Origin of the sequence: Methanobacterium aggregans (genome assembly GCF_017874455.1) — an archaeon.
Lineage (GTDB): Archaea > Methanobacteriota > Methanobacteria > Methanobacteriales > Methanobacteriaceae > Methanobacterium_C > Methanobacterium_C aggregans.
Window position 1 is genome coordinate 328352 of record NZ_JAGGLN010000001.1, and the last position, 14206, is coordinate 342557.

At 36.2% G+C, this 14206-nt stretch carries 19 protein-coding genes; 12 read left to right on the plus strand and 7 right to left on the minus strand.

What is annotated here, in order from left to right:
- Positions 1 to 37: 37 nt before the first annotated feature.
- Together J2756_RS01605 and dmpI are read right to left on the minus strand one after the other, a co-directional pair.
- Complete coding sequence (locus tag J2756_RS01605; protein ID WP_209581658.1) at positions 38 to 1330, minus strand: MFS transporter; 1293 nt, start codon at positions 1328 to 1330, stop codon at positions 38 to 40.
- A 90-nt stretch (positions 1331 to 1420) separates the two neighbouring features.
- Positions 1421 to 1612, minus strand: coding sequence for a 4-oxalocrotonate tautomerase DmpI (dmpI, locus tag J2756_RS01610; RefSeq protein WP_209581660.1), 192 nt, complete (start codon positions 1610 to 1612; stop codon positions 1421 to 1423).
- A gap of 174 nt (positions 1613 to 1786) precedes the next feature.
- On the opposite strand from dmpI, the gene J2756_RS01615 reads away from it, so the two are divergent.
- Together J2756_RS01615 and J2756_RS01620 are read left to right on the plus strand one after the other, a co-directional pair.
- The gene (locus tag J2756_RS01615; protein WP_209581662.1) at positions 1787 to 2224 is read left to right on the plus strand and encodes a hypothetical protein; all 438 of its coding nucleotides are present in this window, start codon (positions 1787 to 1789) and stop codon (positions 2222 to 2224) included.
- Between the two features lie 319 nt (positions 2225 to 2543).
- Positions 2544 to 3242, plus strand: coding sequence for a hypothetical protein (locus tag J2756_RS01620; protein ID WP_209581664.1), 699 nt, complete (start codon positions 2544 to 2546; stop codon positions 3240 to 3242).
- A gap of 80 nt (positions 3243 to 3322) precedes the next feature.
- On the opposite strand, the gene J2756_RS01625 is transcribed toward J2756_RS01620, so the two are convergent.
- Positions 3323 to 3817, minus strand: a complete 495-nt coding sequence (locus J2756_RS01625; RefSeq protein WP_209581666.1) for a DUF308 domain-containing protein — start codon at positions 3815 to 3817, stop codon at positions 3323 to 3325.
- 117 nt (positions 3818 to 3934) lie between these two features.
- Between J2756_RS01625 and J2756_RS01630 the strand changes: the two genes are divergently transcribed.
- Positions 3935 to 4531, plus strand: coding sequence for a hypothetical protein (locus J2756_RS01630; protein WP_209581669.1), 597 nt, complete (start codon positions 3935 to 3937; stop codon positions 4529 to 4531).
- 141 nt (positions 4532 to 4672) lie between these two features.
- Positions 4673 to 4948 carry a putative quinol monooxygenase gene (locus J2756_RS01635; RefSeq protein ID WP_209581672.1) on the plus strand — a complete coding sequence of 92 codons (276 nt, stop codon included), beginning with the start codon at positions 4673 to 4675 and terminating at the stop codon, positions 4946 to 4948.
- A gap of 338 nt (positions 4949 to 5286) precedes the next feature.
- Here J2756_RS01635 and J2756_RS01640 read toward each other — a convergent pair whose 3' ends face one another.
- Positions 5287 to 5502, minus strand: coding sequence for a hypothetical protein (locus J2756_RS01640; protein ID WP_209581678.1), 216 nt, complete (start codon positions 5500 to 5502; stop codon positions 5287 to 5289).
- 128 nt (positions 5503 to 5630) lie between these two features.
- Positions 5631 to 5753: a hypothetical protein gene (locus J2756_RS11605; protein ID WP_281063369.1), complete on the minus strand. Its 123-nt coding sequence runs from the start codon at positions 5751 to 5753 to the stop codon at positions 5631 to 5633.
- A gap of 389 nt (positions 5754 to 6142) precedes the next feature.
- Between J2756_RS11605 and ku the strand changes: the two genes are divergently transcribed.
- Positions 6143 to 6910 carry a non-homologous end joining protein Ku gene (ku, locus tag J2756_RS01645; protein WP_209581684.1) on the plus strand — a complete coding sequence of 256 codons (768 nt, stop codon included), beginning with the start codon at positions 6143 to 6145 and terminating at the stop codon, positions 6908 to 6910.
- A gap of 1 nt (position 6911) precedes the next feature.
- Positions 6912 to 7796, plus strand: coding sequence for an ATP-dependent DNA ligase (locus tag J2756_RS01650; RefSeq protein WP_209581686.1), 885 nt, complete (start codon positions 6912 to 6914; stop codon positions 7794 to 7796).
- Positions 7797 to 8019: 223 nt separating this feature from the next.
- Here J2756_RS01650 and J2756_RS01655 read toward each other — a convergent pair whose 3' ends face one another.
- Complete coding sequence (locus tag J2756_RS01655; protein ID WP_245315877.1) at positions 8020 to 8769, minus strand: TrmB family transcriptional regulator; 750 nt, start codon at positions 8767 to 8769, stop codon at positions 8020 to 8022.
- Between the two features lie 221 nt (positions 8770 to 8990).
- Between J2756_RS01655 and J2756_RS01660 the strand changes: the two genes are divergently transcribed.
- Positions 8991 to 9710, plus strand: a complete 720-nt coding sequence (locus J2756_RS01660; protein ID WP_209581688.1) for a 4Fe-4S binding protein — start codon at positions 8991 to 8993, stop codon at positions 9708 to 9710.
- A gap of 138 nt (positions 9711 to 9848) precedes the next feature.
- Here J2756_RS01660 and J2756_RS01665 read toward each other — a convergent pair whose 3' ends face one another.
- Positions 9849 to 10523 carry a TetR/AcrR family transcriptional regulator gene (locus J2756_RS01665; protein WP_209581690.1) on the minus strand — a complete coding sequence of 225 codons (675 nt, stop codon included), beginning with the start codon at positions 10521 to 10523 and terminating at the stop codon, positions 9849 to 9851.
- A gap of 368 nt (positions 10524 to 10891) precedes the next feature.
- Between J2756_RS01665 and mtrA the strand changes: the two genes are divergently transcribed.
- From mtrA to hcp, 5 genes are all read left to right on the plus strand, one after another.
- Complete coding sequence (gene mtrA / locus J2756_RS01670) at positions 10892 to 11434, plus strand: tetrahydromethanopterin S-methyltransferase subunit A (RefSeq protein WP_209581692.1); 543 nt, start codon at positions 10892 to 10894, stop codon at positions 11432 to 11434.
- Positions 11435 to 11740: 306 nt separating this feature from the next.
- Positions 11741 to 12079 carry a cupin domain-containing protein gene (locus J2756_RS01675; protein ID WP_209581694.1) on the plus strand — a complete coding sequence of 113 codons (339 nt, stop codon included), beginning with the start codon at positions 11741 to 11743 and terminating at the stop codon, positions 12077 to 12079.
- Between the two features lie 24 nt (positions 12080 to 12103).
- A complete protein-coding gene (locus J2756_RS01680; RefSeq protein ID WP_245315879.1) occupies positions 12104 to 12295 on the plus strand; it encodes a hypothetical protein in 192 nt (63 codons plus the stop codon).
- 267 nt (positions 12296 to 12562) lie between these two features.
- A complete protein-coding gene (gene rd / locus J2756_RS01685; RefSeq protein WP_071906831.1) occupies positions 12563 to 12721 on the plus strand; it encodes a rubredoxin in 159 nt (52 codons plus the stop codon).
- 16 nt (positions 12722 to 12737) lie between these two features.
- Positions 12738 to 14042, plus strand: a complete 1305-nt coding sequence (hcp, locus tag J2756_RS01690) for a hydroxylamine reductase (RefSeq protein ID WP_209581698.1) — start codon at positions 12738 to 12740, stop codon at positions 14040 to 14042.
- Positions 14043 to 14206 lie beyond the last annotated feature (164 nt).

The window sequence follows — 14206 nt, forward strand, 5'->3', positions numbered from 1 at the left end:
ACATATTCAGAGGGGGGATAACTTTCCATAAAACTCTTTAGTCCTCTTCAAGTTCTTCAAGATTCCTTCCCATGGTCTCTGGAAATGTCCATATCCATAAACCCGTGGCAACTGCAAATACAGCTGCTAAGAATATTCCAAGGCTCAGATCATACTTCGTGGCAATGGATGCAATGATTATGGGGGTTAAAAATTGTGCACCACGTCCAAGGTTGAATGCAGAACCTGAGGCTGTGTTTCTAATTGCAGTTGGAAACAATTCAGAAAATAATGGTCCATAACCTCCAAAGAAACCTGTTCCAAAGCCCACAAGGAACATGAAGGTTAATATGACTGGTGGATAAACCACAACCACATCCCAGAGTACTGTTATCATCACAAGACCAAGGGCCATTGTGAAACAGTAAATGGAATATGCAGGTCTTCTACCAATTTTATCTGCAACAAATCCAAAGGAAAGATATCCTAAAAAGCCCCCGATCTGGGTTACAATTATCCAGAGTGCAGATTTAGTCAGTGAAAAATGCCTCTGAGAGTACAGGTAATCTGGCATCCATGAATATGTGAACCAGTATGCAGATAAACCCAGAACAGCCAGTAAAAGTGCCAGTAAAAATTCCTTCCTGTACTCCCTGGAAAACAGGACTAAAAACTTGTTTAACTCCTTTTTTTTGTCCTTTAAACCATCTTTTGTGCCTTTGAAAATCCGTTTTGCACGTTCTTCCTTTTCTTTAAGCCAGAGATCTGATTCTGGAAGTCCACGTCTTATGTATATAACCATGAATGCAGGGATAATTGATAGGAAAAAACAGGTTCTCCATCCAAGGCTTGGTGCAAGGAGACCTCCTACAACAGATGCAAATGCAATCCCAAGTGGTGCTCCCGTCTGCATAAAAGAACCGTATCTACCCCTCAGGTGGGGTGGAAATGTTTCACCGATGTAGGTCTGACCCGTTGCCCATTCACCACCAACCCCCAATCCTGTGATTATCCTGAATAGAATTAGGGATTCAAGGCTCGTTGAAAGTCCGCAGAGAAATGTTCCCACACTGTAAACAATTATTGTAATCTGGAGAACAGTTCTTCTACCATACCTGTCAGATAAAAACCCGAAGATAACCCCACCAATTGCTGTGGCTGCAAGTGAAATTCCAAGGGCGTATGAGAGCATGAGGTTGGACAGGTGAAGCTCGGTTCCAATGGGTATTATAAGAAAGGTGAAGAGTATAAGGTCGTAAAAATCGAAGATCCAGCCGGCCCAGCTCAGCCCGAGGATCTTGTAATGTGTCCTTGTGGTTTTTTTGTATTGGTTAAGCATCAGATCTGTCATTTATCCTCTTAAACCTTTAATTCATTAAATGAGTCGAAATTAATTTATTGTACCTAAAAATAGTGAAATAAGAAAAAATAACATTGAAACTTATTTCTTTTGTCTGTCGCAGAGAAGTATGTTCCCTGTGCCGACATTCTCTGATTCCACTTCCCTTATTATGGTAACAATGGCCTCCACTGGCAGTTCCATAATTTCACTTGCCTTCTCTGAGAAGGATTTAACGAGTTCAGCTTTCTGTTCCTTTGTGAGTTTTGGTCCGTCTATGGTTATAACAGGCATTTTTACACCTCTAAAATCTATTTTTTTACTTTTGATATGGTTTCCTTCTTCTTTTAGAAGTTTCCATTTTAGATGTATAACACTTCCATTGAATAACCTTAACAGTTCGAGTGTATTCCATTAAATTTAAATTGGAATTCATTCTAATAAATTATGATGAACTTTAAAAATAGGATGAACTGGCTTTTGGTGGCTGTAGCAACCCTTGTGATTTTAATACCTGCATTCTTTCATTTAACAGGTTTTAACGCTCCTGAAACGGATCTTTCAGGGAACGTTCTCCTGGATGATAAGAGTCTAAACCATTTCATGGATCAACAGAACAACTACCTTGAAAACTATTTTAACTCAGTTTACAAGTCTCAAAAATCTCAAATTGAAAGGAAGTACAGTTCTGGAAGTATTTCCCGTGAAGAGAGGGATAAGGAACTTGAGTCTATTCAGGATAATCTTAACGTAACAATTAAAACCTTGAATAGCCTTACAGACTTTAGGAAAGATATATTTTCAGGTAATGATACGAATAAATCTATTTTAACCCACTTTAAATCCTTGAAAAATGTGAATATTGACTTAAAAACTGAATTCAGGGAAACACTCAATGGGTCATGATCAAAATTTTAAACAGCAATTTTTTAGTTTTATCATCTTTTTTTGTTAGGAACTCCCTTTTTACATTTGGAATATTAAAATAAATTTTATCATTTTTTTTGGAAAAAATGATGGCTCAAAAAAGATTTTTAAGGTTAATCCTTTAAGATTCACTACACTGAAATATTATCTGATACAACATGCTCAAATTGTTTAAATTTTTCGAAATTTTATTAATAAATTAGGGGAATATCTATCCCAACAATCAAGTTTAAAGGTTTTACTCCTTTTTAAACCCTTAACAACATATTTATATTAAAGCGGTTTTTTAATGTTATTCATGGATATAAAAAGATCTATCAATCAATACCTTGATGGAACAGAACAAAGCCCAGGAAGAACATATGATGGAAGTTATTCCTCCTTTGATTACTGCTACAACTATTTTTATTCATTCTATAAAGAAAATAGGGTTGAAGAACTTGCAGATGATGTAAACCTCCAGATGAGCTGTCTTCAAATCGGGTTTTACCTTGCAAGCTCTGGAATGATGCGTGGGTCCTCACCCCTTCTTGGAAGAAGTGTGGTAAACTTCAAAGAGTTAATCAGAACAATTTCAAGTATGGATCCAATGCTCTGGGAGATTGACCTTGACTCCTACACCCCTGAAAACATGGAACTTCTTCTGGAATGCCGTGAAAAGATAGTTGATTCCCTTGGAGAAAATATTAAAGTGTCTGAAGCCCTTATAACAAGGATAATGTTAGGTATCTTTGGCAACATCCCAGTTTTTGACCAGTACTTCAAAAACAGTCTGAAGATGAAGAGGGTTAACAAAAGATCCCTCATGAAACTAAAAGAATTCTATGATGAGAATAGATCCAGTTTTGATTCATTTGATGTACATACACTTGACTTTTTAACGGCAGAAGAAACTGATGTTCCCTACACCAAAGCCAGACTTCTGGATATCTATGGCTACATGGATGGACAGCTTAAAAAGCCTGAGATCTGCATGGATTGTTGTATTGACATTTGATACAAATTTTCCATTGGATCCTGTTCTATTAATGTGATCGGTGTTAAGGAAAAATAAAGGGGGGCCTGTTTTTTATTTAATCACTCTGAAGGTTTGAAAAATTCCATTATACCTGCAATTATCAACCAGAGTCCAATAAGCATTGCAAGGTAGTATGGATTCCATGCATACATACCTAAAATCATGTACAGAATACCTAGAATTATTCCTGCTCCACCAGCACCCTTGGATGTTGTGCTACCATCTGAGAACAGTGACAGTATACCTGTTATCACAAGGAAAAATCCACCTATGTAGAACCAAAGACCTGCAAATATACTGAATGCAACTATTCTTCCAAATAAGCCTATTCCCACAATTACTGCAAGAACACCAAGTATCAATGAGGCTATACTCATGGCTTTACTGGTTTCCCAGGTTTCAAAGCTCTGGACAAATAACCAGATACCTAGAATTATCAGAGTAAAACCTGCAAGAACGCTGGCCGTAAAAACACTGATGAGTGGGAAGGCCATAACCAGCAAACCAAGAATTATTGCAAAAATACCGAGTAAAACATTCTTTCCTTCTGCCATTTCAATCAACCCCTGTTTTCAATTCAAACAGGCCCCATAATAGTACTGTTGTTATTAATTATGATATAAATAATTTATTAAATTTTCTTAAGAATTAATGGTGCAGTTTGAAACTTTATGATGGATGAAACATGGATTATCAACATTTTAAGTATTCACATTTTCATAGGTACCTCGGTTATTATCGGCGCTATATTTGCGATTTACGGTATTTACTTTGTGGATGCTCTTATTGGAATATTTGTAGGGGCAGGTATCTTCAGAGATGCAGTAGGTTTGTTCAGGGAAGCTATTTCTGCTGAGCGAGGGGAAGAAGAGGATTACTCCAAAGAATATAAACTACCCTTACAGGAATGCTGGGAGGAAAACAGGTTAATAGCCTTTAGAAACTGGATACTATACCTTTTATGGGAAGAGGAAAAAAGAACACGTAAAGAAATAATTTCATCCCTGGATAGCACTTTCCATCCCGACAACTACATTCCAGTACTCAGTGAGCTTAAAGCCACAGCTTCTGAACCCTACGATTTTGAAGGAAAATTTAACAATCTCATAAAACCCCTGTTAGAAGAAGAACTTTTACTGGAAGAAATTGAAGACTACCTTTTAACTGAAAAGGGTGAGGAACACCTTAAAAATTTCCTAAATAGCTTTAATAACTATGATGTGCGTCGCTCTGATGCCCTACTACTTGCTATGGCAAGGGACAGCTAAAATAATACTTAATTAATTGAACCCATGGAAGTTAAATAGAAAATAATTGAAAATTTCCATTTTTTTTATTTTAAAAAAACAAAAAAAATCAATAAATTATTATGATTTGGGTAACATAATCAATAGTTAAGGGGGTGAATTATGGTTCACATAATTGCACAACTAAAACTTGAGAGTTTTGATAAGTGGAAGCCTGTTTTTGATGAAAGATCAGCTATACGAAAAGAAGCCGGCTCTAAAGAAGCTAGTCTCTTCCGTAACTCCAATGATCCCAATGAAGCTATGATTTTATTCGAATGGGACAATATGGAAAACGCAAAAAAGTATTTGGAATCAGAAGCCCTAAGAGAAGCTCTAAAAAAAATGGGTGTCACATTCACCATTACTTACCTTGATGAAGTAGAAACAACAGTTTAAAGTATCCATATGGAAGACACATTAAAAAATAGTATATCCTCCAGGATATCCCTTCAATTCAGCATTCTGTGTAATTGAGGAAACTATTTAGTTAGGACTGTGGCTAAAAAAACTTGAAAACCCTAAAATACCCATTTTTTTTGAACCTGCAGAGCATACAATTATACTTCCATATTTCTAATATTAAAGTATATAACGAAAAATGAAGTAAAAAAATAGGGTAGTTTTTGATAGATGGATCAGTAAAATTATCCAATTAAGACACAGTTCACCTTAAACCCTGCATTTTTTTAAAGAAAATGGATATAATTTTATTTATGATAATTTATTTCTATGAATTATTGCTCTAATCCTATAGAGGTACATTCCCAAGTTTGAGCTTCCGCATCAATAGTGGCGAATAAATCTTTTTCTACATCCTGGAATAAATCCTCACAACTGAATTTTAAATCTGCAGATTTTTTAACAGAATACATTCTGCCCCTTGCACTTTTAACAATTATATCGCCCTCTCGAGTTATGCCAACCACTAATTGTTTTATTTCTTTTGCCATATTGCACAACTTCCCAATTTTTCAAATTAATTTATTTTTTTATTCATTCTAATTGCTTAAAAAATCTCTAAAAACTTAAAGTCTTTTCCATTTACATATTATATTAATCAACATATAAGTAGATTATTTTAAATTTTTAATAACAACACTATCCGAGCTGCTGCAACGCCTCCATTTTGAAACTCATTACTCAAAGCATTTGTTTCTTTGAAAGGGTCCATCCAGCCAGTGGCTTCACTTGCAACTGTCAAGCTAGTCCTCAGTACCCTGCCAGCTGTAATTTAGATGTGACGAGCTGCAGGTGCTGATATTCTGCTAAAATCACGTTCCTGTGGTGCACCAACGGGTTCAGATTCAAGTATCTGCCGATTTGGACTACAACCTTCAGATCTTTGTACTTGGATGGTGTAGAATTCTACTTAAAATACAGTTTAAATGGGGTTTTACTCATTTATAAACCCTACAAAAGTTACAAAATATTTAACTAGTTTTAGTAATAAAATATTAACAAGGTACTAAATTCGAAATATGGATTTATAATCTGCTGTACAAAGCCCAATGGAAAAAAATAAATTTAATTACACTTTTTATGAATCAATTCCAGAATATATTATAATATAATCAGATTGGGGGTAAATCCATGCGTTCTATATGGTCTGGGTATTTGATGTTTGGAACTATTCTTATCCCGGTCAGATCCTATGCTGCAAGTGGAAATCTTCACGTAGATTTCCATCTGGTGCATAAAACTGATTGTGGACGGGTTAGATATAAAAGGGTGTGTGAAAAAGACGGTGAAGAACTTAAGCCTGAAGATATATCCAAGGCTTATTTTATTGCGGAAGAGTGTTTACAATTTACCGAAGAGGAAATTGAAGCATTGAAACCACGGGATAACAAGATAATGACCATTGAAGGATTCTGCAATTTAGAGGAAATACCTACAGTGGCTATGAGCCGCCCATACTACTTGGGCACTGGGAAGATGCAGAAAGGAAGTCTTGGAGGGGAAAGTTTCCAGTTATTGAAGAAAGTCATGGAAAAAAGTGGCAAAGTTGCGGTAATCAGGTGGGTATCACACACAAATGAATATCTTGGCATGTTGCAAGCATATGAAAAAGGTTTCCTACTCAAACAACTTCTATACGAAGAACAAGTACGCACTATAGACCAAATAGAAGTTGTAGATAGTGATGTTGACCAGGAACTATTGGAAATGGGTTTACATGTTGTTGAAAAGTTTAGTTTTGATTTTGACTGGAGTAAATACACTGAGACCTACACCAAAGAAGTGAGAAAGCTCATTGAAAAGAAAGCTTTAGGTGAAGAAATAGAAGAAGCCGAAGCAAAATTAGCAGAAACCAGGTCTCTAGAAGCAGAACTAAAAAAGATGCTCGGTGAGATCTAAAATGATAGAACCCATGCTGGCACAGCTCACACACTCACCACTCGAAATAAAAGGAACATGGCTTCTAGAACCTAAATACGATGGAGAAAGGATAATAGCAGAATCCCATAGGGGAAAGATTAGTCTGTGGACCAGACGACATGTAAATGCTTCCAACAAATTTCCAGAAGTAGTGGAAGCCCTAAAAAACATCAAAAATGACGATTGGATACTGGACGGTGAGATAACAGTTAAAGGTGGCTTCCGCCAGCTACTAAAGCGCAACGTTGAAGATCCCCTCAAAATCAAAATATTATCACAGAAGATCCCCGCAAAATACAACGTATTCGACATTCTAAAAAGGAATGGAAAGGATATATTAAACAAACCGTTGATCGAACGTAAGGCAGAACTAATCAGAATATTACCAGCCCATCCAAGACTGGAATTGGTACCATTCCATGAGGTCCAAAAGTCTACCATTGAACAGATCTTTGAGGATAGGGTAAGGGAAGGTTACGAAGGAATCATTCTTAAAGATGCTTACTCCCACTATGATTCAGGTAAAAGGCCTGGGACATGGCTTAAACTCAAAAGGGAAGACACCATTGATGTGAACATCATCGGAGCAACCAAAAGCCAGAGCAGCCTACCCTTCGGAGCCCTGATCATGGAGAGGAACGACAAATACTTCGGAAAAGTTGGAACAGGATTCAGTGAACAGGAACAAAGGGAAATCCTAAACATACTCAAAGAACATTGCGCCCCTCTCCAAATTGAAGTCCCAGAAAAATTAAAAAAACAAATATTAATCACCAGCAAGCCCTTAACAGCCGAAATCCGAGTAAACGAGATATACAAAGAATCACCCCGTGCACCAGTCTGGGTAAGGTTCAGATGGCAATGATTAACTAATAATATTGTTACAATATTAAATCTTCTCTTATTTCCATTATTATTTTAATCCTTAGATATTCTTTGTCTTTTTAAAGCTTCCAGGGAGGTGAAAAATTGATAGGAAAAAGACATGGGATAATGTTTTTTTAATGCTGGTCTAATACCTTTAATTAGGTCATATGAATCTTATATCCACACTAAAAATAACAAATAAAAAGATTCCAATCATAGTACTATAATTGAAGTTTAGTTGGTAGGTTCATCGTCCATACCAGATTGTATAGATCCGCTATGTTCTCTACAAATTCTGTGTACTGATTCCATACTCCTATTGCAGTCTGTGATATTAAGATTCCATCCTTAAATCTGCAGAAGATCAACATCATCTCCTTTTTATCCCTTATTATGACTTTTATGAAGGGTATCTGAAAGGTTTTAACCTCGCAATCCAATTTTTTAAGATTTTCAGATATTTCCACTTCTTCTCCATCTGTGATACAGCAGGGTGCTGTGATTATTCTGGTCTGAACGCCTTTTTTTAAGGCTTTATTGAGGTGTTCTGTCAGGTTTTCAACTTCATCATGAAACATGAAGCCCGTTGCAATGTGCAGTGAATCCTTAGCACGGCCGATTATTTCCAGTTCTTTGGTTATAATTTTATCTGTACCATAAATCAGCCAGATATGTGGTGGTGATTTGGGTATCTGGTTGTCATAGATGGTTTTAATTTCTGATTCAGCTTCTTCAAGTTCCTCTTTAATTCTTGCCCTTGATTTTCCAAAAACATCTTGAGGTGGTACTATCGCATATTTTAAAGGCTTGCCCCTTTGTATTTCTATGAATCCCTTTTTTGCAAGGCTCCTGAGAACCTCATACACCTTTGATAGAGGCACCCCTGAAGTCTCACTGACTTCCAGAGCTGTGGCTGAAATAAAGGAAGCCAATGATAAGTACGCTTTGGATTCATAATCCGTAAGTCCCATTGTTTTAAGTGCATTTACAGTGCCTGGTTTTATTGGAATAAAAAATCCCTCCCTATTTTTTCATTTTATACTATTTTAGTTAAAAAACATTTAAATATTGCGGATAGGAACCTTAAACAAAAATACGTAAACCAATTAAATCCACGTAATACAATTATTTGAAGTTTAATTCATTTAAAATTAGTCTAGCGAACGCTATGAAAAAATTAGAGGCGATATAAATGAAAAATGGTAAAATTCGGACAAGAACGTATATTTTGATATCACTGATGTTAGTTCTGCCCTTGTTGGCCGCTCTGTATTCACCCTTTCTAATGGTGGAAGGAGTAAAAAGTGGCATAATTACATTGAGTTTTCTTGTTTTTGCAGTATGGTTAATCCTATCATTATTCATGGGTAGATCAGTATCATGTGGTTACACATGTCCCTATGGAGCATTACAAGAAATTTTAGGTGGATATACAAATAAAAAGCCCAGATCTCAAAGGGGAAGCAAAATAAGATATCCCTTTGCCGTGCTATTCATAATAATAGTTTCATATTCGATTTTAAAGATTGGAGGCTTGAAAGGATTTGATTTACTTGCCCCTAATGGCAATCCTAAATTAGTTATTTTAATACCCTTATTCATCCTAATAACAGGTATTTTATCCATAATCTTTGGAAGCAGAGCATTCTGTAAATATCTCTGTCCACAAGGAGTTTTCCTAACAATAGGGACTGAATTAGGTAGAAAAATTAAGATACCCTCTTTACATTTAAAAAATAATCACAACTGCTCAAATTGTGAATTATGTAATAAATCATGTCCTATGGGATTGGACGTGAATTACATGGTTAAAAATGACACAATGGATGATTTAAATTGTATACTATGTGGTGAATGCATAAAAAATTGTCCTAAAAATGCTATTAACTATTCCTTCAATATTGAGGATTGAATTAAAAAAATTCTAGGAACTGGGTGCATTTGAACGAGATATAAACCTGGATTAAAAGCTTAAAAAAATAGTTAGGTACCTTTGGAGTTGAATTTTAATGTTTGATGAGAGTTTTAACGATATTGGAGAATACCCTCTTTAACATTTTTTAGGACTGCAGCTGTCTTCTGCACATTTCATGTCAGAACAGTGCGTGATTGCAGGGTCTAAAAAACGTTGCAGGTCGTTCCAGAATTTATCTTGATGTATGCCCCTACCTTCCAGTATGACTTTATAAACTATGTTAATATTTAAGGCGCTCATGGTCATAACGTTGAGGTAAATGGACATCTCTACAGGGTCCACATCTTTTCTGATGGTTCCATCTTTCATGCCCTGAAGTATGGCTTCAACCATGAGTCTCCATATTCCAGTTGTCATATCTAAAATCTCTTTTGCATCTTCGTTATCACTCATCTGGAACCTTTCAGTACCTGCATAACGGTAAATACGAAAGTAATCGGGATAATCCTTGGCAAATTCAAAAAGACTTTGAATCATGGATCTTATCTTAGTGTAACCATCCACATCTAGATTGGAACATTTTACATACATATCATGCAATATCTGAACTCCTCGGAGATCAACAGCGAAAAATAGTGCTTCTTTATTCTTGAAATAATAGTAGAGTAATCCCTTGTTAACCTCTGCTTCATCTGCTATTTCGTCCATTGTAACGTTATCATAACCTCTTGCAAAGAAAAATTTCTCTGCAGCATTTATGATTTCATTACGCCTCTGTTCCCTCTCTCTCTGTTTTCTGGAAGTAGCCATATGATTCCCTTTGATAATTTTTATCTGTAATCCACATTTCTCTTTATTTTAACTACTTAAAATTAGTTTAGGAATATAATAAAGGTTCTGTCTTAAGAATTTAAGCAGGGTTCAAATAACCTATCAAATGCTTTCCCAGTACTAATTCTAGTTGATGCATATAGATTTTAAAGTATTAAAGATTGATAAGCTATAAAAAAACGTAAAAACGTTGAATTTAAATGAATTTTTATTTTATAATTTTTAAATTTGTATTATTCATCTGATTTTTTAATCCTATGAAAAAATTTATATAGTTTTAACTACAAGTTAAATTTTAACTCATAGTTAAAAAATTAACTATAGGTCAAGAAATGGAGATGAAAAAAATGGTAGATAAAAAAGCAGCTGCTGAAGGATGGCCAAAAATAGTTGGGGATTACGTTGTAGGAGATAAAGAAAGCCCAGTAGCAGTAATCACCCTTGGATCTCATATGGGAGATAGTCTCATTGAAGCTGGAGCCGGCATAACTGGTTCTCTACACACTGAAAACCTGGGTATTGAAAAAGTCGTTTCTAATGTTATTTCCAATCCTAACATAAGATTTCTGGTAGTTTGCGGTGCAGAGGTCCAGGGACACATCACAGGACAGACCATCAAATCCCTATATGAAAATGGTTTTGATGAAAAGAAACGAATAGTGGGTTCCATTGGTGCAATACCCTACCTTGATAACCTCACTGAAGAGGCCATTGAAAGGTTCAGAAAACAGGTTCAACTAATAGACCTAGTGGACGTAGAAGACTATGAAACCATTCATTCCAAAATTAAGGAGTGTATAATCAATGATGCAGGAGCATACGAGGAAGAAACAGATATCATCCCAATACCAAAACAGAAAGATCCAAACCTAGCAACGGAAAATGCCTAAAAATATTTATTTTTTTTAAATTTTTATAGAAGTGAGTCCCATTATTAATTAATTTACTGTGCCTGACTTTTTTTAGAAAATAAGAGATCCCCCTTGTTTTTTCATTTTATACAATTTTAGTGAAAAAACCTTTAAATACTGTGAACATCGAATGGATATCAAGACAAGGATATTTAGAAGAAAGCCCAATGCATGTAAATACGTCCTAAGGACTTTTTTTAACAATAGGAACCCTATTAATACAAAAATAAAATATATTCATGTTGGTTAGCATGGACTGATTAATAAAATTGTAGGTGATGAAAGATGAAAGTAATTGAAATAGCCAATGTTGAATCCTCTCCAAATCCACATGGAGTGGATGCACGTAAAATATACGATACAGAAAATGCAGTGGCAGTGCACATGACCATAAAGCCAGGTGAATCTCTAAAAAAGCATGTAACTCCTGTAGACGTATTTTTCTATGTTCTGGAGGGTGAGGGTGTAGTTGAAATTGGAGACGAAAGGGAAACAGTCCAAAAAGATTCTCTCATTGACAGCCCTGCTAAAATACCCCATACATGGTACAACGAAGGGGATGCAGACCTTCGAATATTGATAGTAAAGGTTCCAAGACCCCAAAAATCTACAAAAGTTATATAAAAAAAGATGGAGGTTTACCAATTGATGAAAGAAACTCCTGAAGATAAAGCATTTGAACAAGAATTGAAAGGTAAAATGGGCTGGAAATGTTCCTGTTCACTGGATATAGTAGATAAAGAATCCTCACTGAAACAAGTAACATGCAAAAGTTGTGGAAAAGTATTTAAAACTAATAGGAACACAGAATACTGCTTCAAATGTGAAAGAAAAGGTTAGTGAAGTATACTACCAAAAAATTAGTCTGTAAATGGTTTTTATACAAGGGCTTGGGTAAAATGTATATGTTTCATATGACATATTTTTATCTACAAATGTGTTATAGATTTCTAATATTTTAAATCTGAAAAAAACTCAAAAAAACTTGATTTAAAGAAGGAAAGAATCACAAATTTTTTTTATTTAACCATATTAATGCCCTTAAATTTTTTAAAAAAGATTTAAAAAAAAGATTTTGTTGGGAATATGGATTGAAGGAGGTAAAACATGAAGAGATATGTTTGTTTGGTTTGTGATTATATTTACGACCCTGAGGAAGGCGATCCTGTTGGTGGTATTGAACCCGGGACATCCTTTGAGGATCTGCCAGATGAATGGCTCTGTCCTATCTGCGGGGTTGGAAAAGACCAATTTGAAGAAGTTTAATAAGGAGGTTGTATGAATGGTTGAAAAATTGGATATGTTCTGTTATCAGTGTTCTCAAACTGCTGGGGAGACTGGTTGTACTGTTAGGGGTGTTTGTGGTAAGGAGCCTACGGTTGCAAGGCTTCAGGATAATCTACTTTTTGCAATCAAGGGTATTTCTGCCTATTTGTACCATGCTAGGGAACTGGGATACACAGATCCTGAGGTTGATGCGTTTCTTGAGAGGGGGTTCTACTCAACACTCACCAACGTGAACTTCGATGCTGCGGAGTTTGTTAATCTGGCGCTTGAAGCAGGTGCGATGAACATAAAAACCATGAATCTTCTGAAGAAGGCACATATAGAAACCTACGGCGAACCGGTACCTACTGAGGTTAAGGTTGGCTCTGTTAAGGGACCAGGGATCATAGCAACTGGACACAGTATGAAGGCTCTGGCTGAGCTTCTTAAACAGACTGAGGGTACTGGTGTGAATGTTTACACCCATTCTGAGCTTCTCCCAGCCCACGGGTACCCAGGGTTACATAAGTATGAACACTTGGTGGGTCAGATCGGAGGGCCCTGGTTCGACCAGAAAAAAACCTTCAGTAAATACTCCGCTGCAATACTTGGAACATCTAACTGTGTTCTTTTACCTTTGGATGATTACAAGGACAGGATTTTCACGTCTGGTGTTGCTCAGTTGCCTGGTGTTCAGCACATTGAGGACTATGACTTCACACCTGTGATTGAGAAGGCAAAATCTTTACCTGAACTTGAGGATGAACCTAGGGGTACTGTTTTAACCACAGGTTTCGGATTGTCCACTGTTCTATCGCTGGCTGGTAAGATCAAGGAGCTTGTTGAGGCTGGTAAGATCAGACACTTTTTCGTTGTAGGTGGCTGTGACTCTCCTAAGCCTCAGGCTAAGTACTACACAGAATTCGTTGAAAAACTGCCTCAAGACACCGTTGTACTCACCCTGGCCTGTGGAAAGTACAGGTTCAACGATATGAATCTTGGTGATATTGAGGGTGTTCCAAGACTCATAGATTTGGGTCAGTGTAACGATGCCGGTGTCGGTATCGAGATCGTAGCAGCACTGTCCGACTTATTCGGCATGGAAATAAATGATCTGCCCCTGACTTTTGTGTTGAGCTGGATGGAACAGAAGGCAGCAGCCATACTCTGGAGCCTCCTCTACCTGGACATCAAGGACATGTACATCGGACCAATAATACCCGGATGGGTTAACGAAGACATACTCAATGTGCTTGTAGAAAACTACAACCTTACACCAATAGGAAACCCAGAAGAAGACATCAAAAAAATGTTGGGTTAATACATCATTTTTTATGCCCAATAGAAATGGAATTATATACAAAACATAGGGTAATTACGCTTTGATACGTTAATTACCCTTATATTTTTATATAAGAGTAAATTGAGGTTAATCTTCCTTTTTTTAAATATTTTTAGGATTTAAATTCCAAATTCCAATAAGCC

Coding starts and splice junctions, on each gene's coding strand:
- J2756_RS01660 (WP_209581688.1), top strand. CDS start 8,991: ATGAAAAATGGTAAAATTCGGACAAGAACGTATATTTTGATATCACTG.
- J2756_RS01650 (WP_209581686.1), top strand. CDS start 6,912: ATGATAGAACCCATGCTGGCACAGCTCACACACTCACCACTCGAAATA.
- J2756_RS01665 (WP_209581690.1), bottom strand. CDS start 10,523: ATGGCTACTTCCAGAAAACAGAGAGAGAGGGAACAGAGGCGTAATGAA.
- J2756_RS01630 (WP_209581669.1), top strand. CDS start 3,935: ATGATGGATGAAACATGGATTATCAACATTTTAAGTATTCACATTTTC.
- J2756_RS01680 (WP_245315879.1), top strand. CDS start 12,104: ATGAAAGAAACTCCTGAAGATAAAGCATTTGAACAAGAATTGAAAGGT.
- J2756_RS01675 (WP_209581694.1), top strand. CDS start 11,741: ATGAAAGTAATTGAAATAGCCAATGTTGAATCCTCTCCAAATCCACAT.
- mtrA (WP_209581692.1), top strand. CDS start 10,892: ATGGTAGATAAAAAAGCAGCTGCTGAAGGATGGCCAAAAATAGTTGGG.
- rd (WP_071906831.1), top strand. CDS start 12,563: ATGAAGAGATATGTTTGTTTGGTTTGTGATTATATTTACGACCCTGAG.
- J2756_RS01625 (WP_209581666.1), bottom strand. CDS start 3,817: ATGGCAGAAGGAAAGAATGTTTTACTCGGTATTTTTGCAATAATTCTT.
- J2756_RS01635 (WP_209581672.1), top strand. CDS start 4,673: ATGGTTCACATAATTGCACAACTAAAACTTGAGAGTTTTGATAAGTGG.
- J2756_RS01640 (WP_209581678.1), bottom strand. CDS start 5,502: ATGGCAAAAGAAATAAAACAATTAGTGGTTGGCATAACTCGAGAGGGC.
- dmpI (WP_209581660.1), bottom strand. CDS start 1,612: ATGCCTGTTATAACCATAGACGGACCAAAACTCACAAAGGAACAGAAA.
- J2756_RS01605 (WP_209581658.1), bottom strand. CDS start 1,330: ATGACAGATCTGATGCTTAACCAATACAAAAAAACCACAAGGACACAT.
- J2756_RS01620 (WP_209581664.1), top strand. CDS start 2,544: ATGGATATAAAAAGATCTATCAATCAATACCTTGATGGAACAGAACAA.
- J2756_RS01615 (WP_209581662.1), top strand. CDS start 1,787: ATGAACTGGCTTTTGGTGGCTGTAGCAACCCTTGTGATTTTAATACCT.
- hcp (WP_209581698.1), top strand. CDS start 12,738: ATGGTTGAAAAATTGGATATGTTCTGTTATCAGTGTTCTCAAACTGCT.
- ku (WP_209581684.1), top strand. CDS start 6,143: ATGCGTTCTATATGGTCTGGGTATTTGATGTTTGGAACTATTCTTATC.
- J2756_RS01655 (WP_245315877.1), bottom strand. CDS start 8,769: ATGGGACTTACGGATTATGAATCCAAAGCGTACTTATCATTGGCTTCC.